Annotated in this window: 7 protein-coding genes; all 7 read right to left on the minus strand. The window is 73.4% G+C overall.

The genetic code is table 11. The features are described from left to right. Positions 1 to 16: 16 nt before the first annotated feature. Positions 17 to 1,900 (minus strand): DUF6345 domain-containing protein, encoded by a 1,884-nt coding sequence (locus AB0F10_RS40555; RefSeq protein ID WP_360638331.1) that lies wholly within the window; start codon positions 1,898 to 1,900, stop codon positions 17 to 19. Between the two features lie 181 nt (positions 1,901 to 2,081). After that, positions 2,082 to 3,767 (minus strand): S53 family peptidase, encoded by a 1,686-nt coding sequence (locus AB0F10_RS40560; protein WP_360638334.1) that lies wholly within the window; start codon positions 3,765 to 3,767, stop codon positions 2,082 to 2,084. Positions 3,768 to 4,559: 792 nt separating this feature from the next. Continuing rightward, the gene (locus AB0F10_RS40565; RefSeq protein WP_360638337.1) at positions 4,560 to 7,106 is read right to left on the minus strand and encodes a cellulase family glycosylhydrolase; all 2,547 of its coding nucleotides are present in this window, start codon (positions 7,104 to 7,106) and stop codon (positions 4,560 to 4,562) included. A gap of 62 nt (positions 7,107 to 7,168) precedes the next feature. Then, complete coding sequence (locus tag AB0F10_RS40570) at positions 7,169 to 9,184, minus strand: galactose oxidase-like domain-containing protein (RefSeq protein ID WP_360638340.1); 2,016 nt, start codon at positions 9,182 to 9,184, stop codon at positions 7,169 to 7,171. Positions 9,185 to 9,318: 134 nt separating this feature from the next. Continuing rightward, positions 9,319 to 10,158, minus strand: a complete 840-nt coding sequence (locus tag AB0F10_RS40575; protein WP_360638349.1) for a serine hydrolase domain-containing protein — start codon at positions 10,156 to 10,158, stop codon at positions 9,319 to 9,321. 56 nt (positions 10,159 to 10,214) lie between these two features. Beyond that, positions 10,215 to 10,574 carry a DUF1349 domain-containing protein gene (locus tag AB0F10_RS40580; protein WP_360638343.1) on the minus strand — a complete coding sequence of 120 codons (360 nt, stop codon included), beginning with the start codon at positions 10,572 to 10,574 and terminating at the stop codon, positions 10,215 to 10,217. Positions 10,575 to 10,626: 52 nt separating this feature from the next. Next, on the minus strand, positions 10,627 to 11,421 hold the full coding sequence (locus tag AB0F10_RS40585; RefSeq protein ID WP_360638346.1) for a CHAT domain-containing protein: 795 nt from the start codon (positions 11,419 to 11,421) through the stop codon (positions 10,627 to 10,629). Positions 11,422 to 11,589: the final 168 nt, after the last annotated feature.

Raw genomic sequence — 11,589 nt, forward strand, 5'->3', positions numbered from 1 at the left:
GCGGACTCGCGGCGCTCTAGACGGTGCCCGAGATGGACCACTGGCCCGTCGCCGGGGTCAGCGGGATGTCCGGGCCGGTCGTTCCCTGGCCCCAGAAGTAGTCGCCGATGTTGGTGGTGCCGTCCGGGCGGACCAGCCCGGTCGAGCGGTACTTCACCCCGGACGGCTCACGGTCGAGCGCCATCGCGGCCCAGGCGCTCTGCACCCGGTACGCGGGCCGGAGCTCCCACCACAGGAACTTCTTCGGGAACAGGTAGTCGGCGAACGTCGCACCGGTGCCACCCGAGACGCAGTACGCGTTGGTATCGAAGCCGTTCAGGATGTGCAGCCCGGCGAACGCCTGGCGCCAGCGGCCGAAGTAGTCGTGGTGGCCGTTCGTGTCGCGCAGCACCTGGCAGGACTCGAGCTGCAGCCACTCCAGGTCGCGGTTGCCCCACCGGGCGTCCGACGGCGTGATCTGGGTGTCGGAGTTGTTGCCCTTGAAGGTGAAGCCGCCCGACCAGCCGTGGCCGGTGTACCAGGTGGCGTCGACGTCGTCGACGTACGAGCTGTCGATCCCGCCCAGCGACGGATCCTTGAAGTCCTTCTCCCAGGCGCTGGCGCCGCGCCAGTCGAACTGGGTGCCGACGCCGTGCGCGGCCATCACGTTGCGGAAGCCGTTCCCGCTGTCCTGGGCGCACTGCCACTCGTCGACGGTCTGCTCGACGCCGACGTCGTTCGGCCCGATGGCGAGCGCGCCGAATCCGCCGCCGCCCGGCTGGAACCGCGCCGTCGCGTCCCCGTCGCCCGGCAGGTCGACGTGCGCGGTGGCGGCCAGGCCGTCGGCGTCGGTGACCTCGACGCTGAGCCGCTCGGCGCCGCCGTCCTCCCGGCCACGCGGGGCGCGCTGGTACTTGATCTCCGGTGCGTCGCCCCCGTCGGCGGGAAGCACGGTCGTCGACGACGACCAGCGGTACGTGTACGGCGCGGTGCCGCCCTCGATGGACACCGAGGCGGTCACGGTGTCACCGGCGCGGGAGGCGCCGAGCTTGCCGTCCGGCGCGGCGCCCGGCACGGCCGGGACCAGCCGGTGCGCCTGTGCGCTCCTGCCGCCGACCGGATTGCAGGTGTACTGCGGCTGGATCGTGCTGACCCGGCCCTTGCCGCTCGCGTCGGTGGCGGTCAGCTCCGGGAACTGGTAGCCCAGCGTCGGCGCGTCCTGCTGCACGTCCGGGCCGTAGAGCCCGGCGCACGCCTCGAGCGCGGCCTTGTCGCCGATGACCGCGACGTCGCCGCGGCGCTCGACCGACCGCAGCGCGTGGGACAGCTGGGTGACGGCGCCGTCGGGGCCGACCGTCAGGCGCAGCTTGGCGCCCTGCCCGGTGACCGGCAGACCGGCCAGGTCCAGCCGGTAGCTGACCACGGTGTCCAGGGGGTGCACCTGAGGCTTGGCGTTCTCCGCGTCGGTGAGGGTCAGTTCGGTGTGCGTCACCTCCGGCCGGGCGGTCAGGTCGGGGCTCAGCTTGGACAGCTCGATCAGGTTCTCGCCCCGGCGCAGGGCCTCCTCGTCGGGGACCGGGCTGATCTTCTCCAGCGCGGCCCGGTCGATCGCCTGGGCCTGGACGACGTGGCCCGACTCGTCCTTCGCGGACCGGCCCGCGGCGGTGAGCGGGACGCGGCCGAACGCGGCCGCGTCGACGTAGCCGAAGTAGCCGTTGCCCTGCAGCGCGTTCGGTACGCCGAAGGCCTTCGCCAACTCGGCGCCCTGATCGGCGGTCAGGCCCTCCTGCACCACGGCGTACACGGGTACGGTCTGCGGCTCCTCGGCGGCGGCCGCGGCGCCCCCGAGTGCCGGCACGGCGAGCAGGCCGGCGGCCCCTACCGCGATGATCCGGCGCCCGGCCGGTTTGTCGACGAACATCTGGTCCCCCTGTCGGTGTCCGGGACGACGTCAGCCGCGTCCCGCACCAGGCTCAGAGGGACATCACCGGGTCCGAATACGTTTCTGGGGTGGTTCTTTGCCACTGAGGCTTCCCGAGCAATGGCCCGACCGCTCTGGTTGGCAGGCCATCCTCGTTCCACACCATGTCGAAGCGGGCCGATCAGCCCTTGCCCGGCAGGGTCGCCGGGAGCTCGGCCCAGTTGGGTACTCCAAGCCCGCTGGCCCGGTCGTAGCCCGGTCCAGCCTGGCAGCAGCCGACTGTCTCCAGGTCGTTGGTGCCCGCGGTGACGTCGTAGAAGATGCCCGGTTGGTTCGCGACCGAGTAGAACCAGCCGTTGGCCAGCCCCACAGGCGGCCGTCCGGCACTGCGCTCGGTGGCGCTGACCAGTGCGAGGGCGGCGGCGGTGAACGGCGCCGCCCCGCTCGTGCCTCCCACGGTGTAAAGCGCGCCGTTGATCACCACCGGCCAGCCCGGACTGATGGCCGCCAGCGCCGCGACGTCGGGGACAGTGCGAGTCGGTCCGCCGGCCGCCGGCTGGTACCACGGCCGGGAGACGACGCGGCTGGTCCCGCCGCCCCCGGCCGCCTTCTTTCCGTACCCGCTGTCGTTCCAGACGACTTCGTCAGTGCGAGTGTTGCCCCGGCCGAGGGTCAGCCGGGTGCCCCCGACGGCGGTGACGAACGGCGACACGGCGGGGTAGGACATCGTGGTGGCGTGTGCCCGGGTGCCGCAGGTGGTGGAGCCCGAGTCGCCGGCGGCGATCAGCGTGGATACGCCGGTCAGTGCCGCCATGGCAAGCACGGCGTCGACCGCGCGGAGGTAGGAGGGCGTGGCCTCTTCCTCGAAGACCGCGCAGCCGCCGTAGGAGACCGTGACTGCGTCTGGAAGGCCGTCCGGGTCTGCGAGCGCCCGGCTGAAGGCGTCCAGGAGAGCCGAGTCGCTGTTCGTCGACTGGACCAACCGTAGGCGGGCGGCCGGTGCGACAGCCGCCACGGTCTGCAGGTCCATCGAGGTCTCGGCGTCCACGTTGGCGATCGGGGTGGGTACACCGTCGCCCTGGGACTGTGCCACGGTCGGCGCGGTGTATCCCCAGCATCCGGCGGCGAGGTCGATGTCCCTGGCCGACCAGCCGCCACCCAGGTCGATCACTGTGATGATCGGGGTTCCCTTGGCCTGGGTCTTCAATGTGGACACGCCGTAGGCTCTTTGGACCTGTGACGGTGTATAGACCTGCCGGGACGACAGCCGCCGGTTCCGACACGACGCGGTCAGCGGGACGCCCGTGTTGTGTGGCCACGGCTGCCCGTCGGGTGTCACCTCGTCGGGCATCATCTCGTCGGGCATTACCTCGAAGGGCATCATCTCGTCGGGTGTCACCTCGTCGGGCATCATCTCGTCGGGGGTGTTGGCCGGTGGCGGTCGCAAGCCGTCGCTGCCCGCGTCGTAGACCCCAGAACTGGGTACCAAGATCGACGTCCCGGCCGGCCACAGCCCGGCGGGAACTCGGCGGGGCAGCGCGTAGGTCAGGAACGGGTTGTCAGTCGACCCGGGTTTCCGCCCGAGCGGTACCCCCAGGGCCTCTTGCCACTGCATGGCCGTGCCGTATACCCGGGCGAACAGTCTGCTCGGGTCGGCCGCGAAGCTCAGGCCCAGGGTGGTCACGGCGGCGCTGACCCGGGCGATGTCCTTGTCGGTGGCCCCGAACTGCCTGCCGGCCTGCGCCGCCGAAAGGAAGTGGCGGTAGCCGGGGCCGGGAGTGTTCGCGCGCGTTGCGGCCCGCATGAGTCTCGCCGAGTGGTACGGCAGCCTCAGATAGAAGGTGACCAGCCCTGCCTTAGGGGTCACGAGGTGCACCATCGGATTGGGCGACGCGTCGCCCGGCTGTCGACTGACTTGCAGAGAGGAGGTGCACGCCGCCAGCAGCAGTGTCGCCGCGAGCACCGCGGCGCCGCTCCGGCGGCCTCGTCGAGCGCCGCAACGGCGTTGGCCATCCGGGTCGGGGCCGCCGAATCCGTGAAGGTCGGGCGAGCCCGGCGCGCCGCGACCTGCGATGTCTCGCAGTTCGGGTGCCGTGGGCGCCGGTTGACGTCGGGTACGCGCCCAGGCACGCAGGAATGTCGCCGCGGATAGCTCGAGCACCGGTCCGCGCACCCGGAGCGGGCGGTCGGCCCTCCGGCGCATGTCGCTGTTTCTCACGCCTCCGATCATGTTCTCGGACGACTCGTCAGGGATCATCCCCAGCGGGTGATCATGAGAAGGCGATGACAGCCAGTCACGAAGCGGTAGGCCGTTCCGGCGCTGCTTCCGGCTGGCGTGCACCGGCACGAGCGACAGCCCTGCCGGCCGCTCGCGGGGTCCGGACCGGGGTTCACCTGGGGATGGATGGTCGGCGGTGCGCGTTCTGCGGGAGGGCTCGGCCGGCGCGGCCGAAAGGGCGCGCCGGACACCTCCGACGCCGCCGGCAACGCGGCCCTGCTACGCGCCGTCACGCCGCAGCTGTCCACGACGACGGAGGCGATAGGTCGGGTCTCGGCGCCCGAGGGCTTGTCGCCCATCAGGTCGCGGGCCGAGATTCGCCCTCGCGGTCATGGCGGGCCGGTGTGGCCGGGCACGCGCCGAGCTCCGCCGCGCCGCCGGCTAGCCGGCCACGATGGAGTAGGCGCCGCTCGCGCAGCCGGTGATGCGCCAGCCGCCCGACACCTGCTCGGCCGAGGCGCCGAGCACGCCCGTGGTGCGAAGGCCCGGTTCGGCGGTTCCGGGGAACCAGACGTCGAGCCGGCAGTTCGCCGGGGCGGCCGGGGCGGTCGCGGTGAGCCCCAGTTCGGTGCCGCGCGGGCCCGTCGTCAGCGAATCCAGCCGGCCGGGGATGGCCCGGGGGAAGGCTCGCCCCAGCGGTTCGGCGAAGCCGGCCGGCGGCGGGAGCGATTCACCCGTACGGCAGTCGACCGCGACCAGGTTGCCGGACGTGACCGCGTCGGCGCCGGTCTCCGGCGAGCCGCAGCCCTGCCGCCACACCCAGAACGCGCCGCCGATGCCGAGCCCGTCCTGGGCTGCGGCGAAGCGCCGCACCTTGACGCCGTCGACCGTGGGATCGCCGAACCAGCCCCATTCGCCGGCCCACAGGGCGGCGCCGTAGGCGGCGGCCGCGCGGGCGGACACGGTGAGGTTCCGCTCGATCGACGCGATCGTCACGCCCAGGCCCTGATCCATGCTGATGGACTCGCTGTACGGGTGCGGCGCGAACGCCAGTTGCCGGTCGGCGGTGAAACCGGGCGCCGGGGTCGCGTCGAAGCCGAGGCCGGACCACAGCACGCTCGGCTGGAAGAAGGCGATGTGCGAGAACCCGCCGGCGGCCCCCTCGGCGTCGCGGATCGCGGTGATCGCGGCGTCGTAGAACCGGCCCAGCAGCAGCCCCGAACTGATCGGCGGGTTGGGCCCGATGCCCGGCTCGTTGAGCAGGTCATACCCGGCCACGGCGGGTTCGCCGGCGAAGGCGCGGGCGACGAACGCCCAGGTGCGGACGAGCTCGGTCTGTATGCCGTCGCGGTCGGCGTACAGGTTCCCGAACGCCGTCGCCACCGCGGGCGCGAGGTCGCGGGCCAGGAACTGGCAGTGCGCGGTGCCGTCGGTGATCGTCGCCCAGGCGGGCGCGCCGTCCCAGCCGGTGGTCGGCGTGGTGCCGCCGCCGCACCGCTCGGCCGGCCGGGCCAGCGCGTTGCCCCACGCGTCCTGGTGCATGTCCAGCACGGTGTAGATGCCGTGCGCCTTGGCGCCGGCGACCGCCGCCCGGATCTCCCGCAGGTACGCCTCGTCGAACCGTCCCCGCTCGGGCTCCAGCCGCGACCACGACATGCCGAGCCGGATCACGTTGAAGCCCATCGCCGCCATCTGGGCGAAGTCGTCGCCGGTCGGGGGCCGGGTCGCCGGCACGGCCGGATCGCGCAGGTAGTAGTCGATCAACTGGTTCACGTTGACGCCCCGCAGGATGACCTGCCGGCCGGTGACGTCGCCGATCGTGGCCGGCTCGTCGCGGTCGGGCGCCGGGTGGACGCGCAGCGGCTGCATGCCGCCGGTGCCGGCGACCGCCACGAGGTCCGGCGGCCCGGCCTGCACCGGCGCGCCGATCACGGGGGCGAGCGCGAGGAGCAGCACCCCGGCCGCCGCGAGGGCCGCCAGTCGCGGTCGCTGTCGCAGGCGCGGGAGCGGCGCGAAACGCCATCGCGCGCCGAGACCGGCCAGCAGCGCCGCGGGCAGGCCGACGGCCGCGCCGTAGCTGAGCCCGGTCGCGATCCCGGTCAGCGCGGTGGTGATCCACCAACTGTCCGGCCCGGCGCCGGAGAGGTGTCCGGACAACGGCGCGACCGCGGCGCCGACGATGCCCAGGACCAGGCCGGCGACCACCGAGGCCAGCCACACGGTCACGCCGTCGGCGCCGGGCAGCCGGCGCGCCAGGATCCGGACGACCGCCGCGACGACCGCGAGGAGAACCGCCATGCCGAGCAGGAATCCGAGCACGCCGTTGGCGGCGGTCGGTGCGACGAGGAAACCGTCGAACGCGTACCCGACCGGGCCGCCGCGCCACCACCGCGCCGCCGGTCCGACCGCGGCGAGCGCGGCGACGGCGAACACCACGAGCAGCGGCGCGAGGACCGGCCGCGCCTGCGCCGCCTCGATGCGGGAACGGGTGGCCGGGCCGGCGCGGAAGGCCGACGCGGCGCAGGCCGCGACCACGGCACCCACGAGGAGGAACTTCAGCGCCGCGAAGCCGCTCGCGCTCACCGCGTACCGCAGTGCCGCGCCGGCGGAGAGGTGCGCGCCCATGACCGGAATCGCCGACACGAAGCCGCTGGCGGCGCTCGCCCAGGCGCCCGCCCCGACGGTCGCGACCCAGGCGGCGAGGAACACCCACCGGGCCGTCGACCGCCGCCCGGCGATCAGGACCGGCACCGCCGCGCCGGCCAGCAGGATCGGCAGCCCGACCAGCAGGGGCGCCCAGCGGTAGGCGCTGCCGCTGCCCGCCAGGGGCAGCCCCCGGCCGCCGATCGGCGCGAGCAGACCCGAGGGATCCGTCGCGGCGCCGGCCGCGACGACGGCGAGGAGCACGACGACGACGGTCGCGGCGGCGCGGGCCTGCGGCGCCGCCCACAGCCGTCGGAGGGTGGCGAGGGGCGAGATGGCAATCATGGTGGACGCGAGTCTTACTCACGTCCGGCTGTTTGTCAGCCCTCGCCGCGGGGCCGGTCCGCTCAGCGCCGGTATGTGCGTTTCTTGCTGTACGCGACGTTCTCTGCCCGGTCGTAGGCCCGGAACTGCAGGGTGAACGTTGTGCCGTACCTGGCCGGGTTCAGCGTGAAGCGGTACTCGGCCTTGCTGTCGGTGCCGGCCACCTTGCCGTCGACGAGCAACTGCACCCGGCTGATGCCGTGGTTGTCCACGGCGGTGGCGGTGACGGTCACCGTGGTGCGGACCCGGGCCCGGTCCTTCGGCGCGCTCTTGATGCTCACCGCCGGCTTCTGGGTGTCGACGTACTGCGGGCGCTGCAGCACCGTGACGCCCGGATTGTCGTACAGGGTGACGGTTCCCGCGCCGGAGCGCCGGACCGTGACCGTCTGTGCCGGGGTGGGCACGCCGTCGGCGCCGACGCCGGACAGCAGATAGGTGCCCGGCGGCAGCAGGTTGGCGTCGGCCGGCATGGTGGCGGTCACCGTCCTGCCGCTCTGGCGGAACGACAGCGGCACCCGCCGCTGATCGGTGTTGTAGGAGTGCGTCACGCTGGCCGCCCGGGTCAGCGACACGCCCACCAGCTTGCGGTCGTCGGACATCCCGAGCGACACGGTGCCGCCGTAGGCCAGCGAGCCGCCGATGCGGGTGATCTGCGGCCGGTCGGCCCAGCGGGCCCGCCCGCCCGCGTCCTTGGTGAACAGGTACGGCGGGTAGTAGATCTCGGCGTTGAAGTTGTTCTCCGGCCCGGGCACACCCCCGGCCGCGGTCAGCACCGAGCCGCCCGGCAGCAGCAGCGCCGTCGAATGGTAGGTGCGGATGCGCTGCGCCGCGGCGCCGTCGCGCCACTTTCCCGTACGCGGATTCCAGATCTCCGCGACGTACGCGGAGTTCGCCGCGCCGCCCTGCACGCCGACCCGGGTGCCGCCGTTGGCCAGGACCTCGCCGTTGGGCAGCACCGTCAGGTTGAGCCAGTTGCGGGCCAGCCGCATCGAGGCGGTGCCGGTGACCACGGGCTGCGCGCCGTTGATGTCGACGAGCGTCGCCCGGGCGGTGGCGACCTGGTCGGTGGCGTTCTTGTACTGGCCGCCGCCGGCGAACAGCAGCTTTCCGGGGCCGTACATCACCGAGGAGCCGGACACGCCGATCGGGACGGGCAGCGTGCCGAGCGCGGTGACCGTACCGGTGCCGTCCGGGTCGAGCTTCCACAGCTGATCGTAGGAGGCGCCGAAGACCTTGCCGTCCGGCGCGACGTACGCCCGCGGGTACCACCAGCGGTTGTCCCGCGCGCCGAACGCGACGGTGCTGGTCGCGCCGGTGAGCGACGTCCAGGCGCCGGTGCCCGTGCCGATCTCCGGAACGGTGGCCACGCCCGAGTTGTCGTCCGGCGTCAGGTACGCGTCGACGTTGTAGGAGTTGCCGCCGCCGAGGACCAGCATCCGATCGTCGGGCAGGCGCAGCACCGAGGCGTACCACCGCTGCCGGGCCACCTTGGCGCCCATCGTCTGCGCGCCGGTCGGCGGGTCGTACAGCATGGTCGTGGTGAGCGCGTTGCCGCCGACCATGAGCAGCCGGCCGTCGGGAAGCTGGGCCAGGGCATTGCAGAAGCTGTCGTTCTGGTGCATCGACGCCGACTGCCGGTGCGTCTCCGCGCCGACCCCGCGGGCCGGGTCCCAGTCGTCGTAGGAGATTCCGCTCTGCCTCGCCTCGCCCACCGGCGTGCCGTAGCTGACCACGTGCCCGTTGGGCAGCAGCGCCATGTGTATGCCCACCAGCGGCCACGCCACCTGCGGCGAATACATCCCGGTCAGGTGGGCGTTCGCGGTCGGCGGGATCTTGCCGAGGAAGGGCTCGGCGGGCTGGTTCAGCGCCACCGGGGTGGCGCCGACGGTCAGCTGGGATCCGGGCGCCGGAGCGGCCGCGGGCCGCTGCTCCGCGGACTGCGCCGTGCCGACCGTGAGCGCCATCGCGCTCGTGGCGACGGTGACGATCGAGGCTCCCGCCAGCAGCCGGCGCCGATGGCGTGACAACCCGTGCAGCATTACGGCTCCGATCCGCGTGGCACGGCCACCGGTCCCGGCGCCGCATCGGTGCAGGTAGCAATCAATAGTCTGTCGATGCGATGCCGGTCAATCCTATGATCGGCCGTGCGGCAGCCGGACCCGGGGTGCACGGGCTAATCGAGCAGCAGTGGCCGCAGTGTGGCGGCGTCCGTCGCCTCGGTGTTGCTGAGGACCACGATGCGCCGATCCCGCTCCGGGAAGCTGCCGGCGAACGCCTTGAAGCCCGCGTTGTGGCCGGTGTGGTGCCACCACCGCCGGCCGCCGGCCTCGCCGACGTAGACGCCGAAGCCGTAGCCGCTCGCGTCGGCCCCGCCGCCCGTCCGCACCCGTTGCGTCAACATCAGCGTGCGGTACGGCTCGTTCAGCAGCAGGCCGTCCTGGAGGGCGTCGAGCCACATCAGCACATCCGCGGCCGTCGACCAGACATCGCCCGCACCCATGCCGACCACGTCCAGCTCCCAGGTCGGCAGCGGCGCGCCGGCGGCGTCATGGCCTCGGGCCAGGTTCGGCCGGGTGCCGGGTGCGCCCGCGAACGTCGCGGTCAGGCCGAGCGGCCCGAAGACCCGGTCGGCCAGGAAGGTCCGGTACGGCGTATCGCCGGCCCGCTCCACGACGTGGGCCAGCAGCACGTACGCCGGGCTGCTGTAGCTCCAGCCCGCGCCCGGCGAACAGCGCAGCGGAACAGTGTGGAAGGTCTCCAGCAGTTCACCCGGCTCGATCCGCCCGGCCAGATCGATCATCGGGTAGTCGTCCCAGTGCCCCAGGCCGGACGTGTGGGTGAGCAGGTGGTGCAGTGTGACGCCGCGCCACTCGTCCGGGCAGCCGCCGATCCAGCGGCCGACCGGGTCGTCGAGGGTGAGCGTGCCCCGCTGAACGAGCAGCAGCACGGCGGCGGCGGTGAACTGCTTGCTCACCGAGGCCAGCTGATACCGCGTCTCCGTGGCGTCGTCCACGACGAGGTTCTCACCGTGGCGCACCAGGATCTCGGTTCGTATCATGGCGGGCGGCGTCACTCGAGGCCGTCGCGGGACATCGGGGGACCGGCCGGCGCCATCGGCACGTCCGAGAAGCCACGGGTGAACACCGTGCTGACCTGCACGGCGCCCGAGGTGACCTCGGGGCCGGCCTTCAGCCAGGTGCGTTCGTCGGCCCGGACCATCATGTCGGCCTGGTCGAACCGCGTCGTGTGCCCGGCGGACACCGCCACCTCGGCGGTGAGGTCGCCGATCGCCGGTTCGGCGAAGAAGTGCCCGTTGTCGGTGATCCAGTCGTAGAACGTCGAGCGCCGGAAGTCGGTCCCCGACTCGGTGACCGCGCGGAGCACGCCGTCCTTCAGCGACCGGTCACCCGGCTCGTTCAACCACGTCATGTCCCGGGATCGTAGCGGCGCCGGGCCGCCCACGATGCCCAGTGCCGCCGGCTCAGCCCGCCCCGATGCAGTGGAAGGCCGCCGCGGTCGCGTGGGCGAGCCCGTCACCCTCGGCGGTGAGGTCCTGCTGGGCGGCGGCCAGCGCCGCGGCGGGCCCGGTGCCGCCGCGCAGCCTCGCGTGCAGGCCGAGCATGAGGTCCGCGGTGCGGTCCGCGGGCACCGGCAGCACGCTGGCGATCAGCGTACGGGTGCCCGCGCCGAGCAGGACCGCGCCGAGCCCGAGCAGCTCGTCGCCGGGCCGTACCGCCGACCGCCCGGAGTCGCAGGCGGAGAGCACCACGACGCCCGGCGGCCGCCGCAGCCGCTCGAGCTCGTACGCGGTCAGCGGCCCGTCCGCCAGCTCCAGGGTGGACAGCAGCGGCGCCTCGGCCCGGAAGACGCCGTGCGCGGCGATGTGCGCGAGGCGTGCCGAGTCCATTGCCGCCGTGACACCGGCGGCACCCGCCGCGCCGCCGGTCAGCACCACCGCGTCCGGGTCGGCGGCGGCCAACGCGGCCACCTCCTTCTCGCCCGCCGGCAGCCGGGGGCCGGCGACGAGCACGGCCGGCCCGGACGGGGCGCCGCCGCGGGTGGCGGCGCGCAGCCAGGCGGCGGCCGACGGCACCACCGTCACGGCCCGGCCGGCGCAGGACGGTAGCGCCGCCCACGCGAGCGCGTGCAGGTCGCCGATCGGCGCCATCACCAGCGGCCGGTCGCCGATCCGGGCGCGCAGCGGCGCGATCAGCTGCGCGTCGAGGGCGTCGGCGGCGTGCCGGGCGGCGGCCCGGGCGGCGGCCGGATCGTCCAATGTGATCAGCCTGCGCAGCGCGAACCGGTGCTGCCTCGAGCGGCGGCGGGCCAGGTCGAGGGCGCCGAGGCGGCGTGATCGACCCTGAGGATGAACTATTTGCCATCACCAGCAATGGTGGTGTCATCCGGACTCCCGTGAAGCCTGTACGGCGCACGCGGGATCGGA

This window comes from Actinoplanes sp. NPDC026623 (genome assembly GCF_040638275.1).
In the GTDB taxonomy this organism is placed as follows: domain Bacteria; phylum Actinomycetota; class Actinomycetes; order Mycobacteriales; family Micromonosporaceae; genus Actinoplanes.

What these genes read in the sequence shown, in the direction of transcription:
- AB0F10_RS40570 (WP_360638340.1), bottom strand. Translation starts at nt 9,184, where the DNA reads ATGCTGCACGGGTTGTCACGCCATCGGCGCCGGCTGCTGGCGGGAGCC.
- AB0F10_RS40580 (WP_360638343.1), bottom strand. Translation starts at nt 10,574, where the DNA reads ATGACGTGGTTGAACGAGCCGGGTGACCGGTCGCTGAAGGACGGCGTG.
- AB0F10_RS40555 (WP_360638331.1), bottom strand. Translation starts at nt 1,900, where the DNA reads ATGTTCGTCGACAAACCGGCCGGGCGCCGGATCATCGCGGTAGGGGCC.
- AB0F10_RS40565 (WP_360638337.1), bottom strand. Translation starts at nt 7,106, where the DNA reads ATGATTGCCATCTCGCCCCTCGCCACCCTCCGACGGCTGTGGGCGGCG.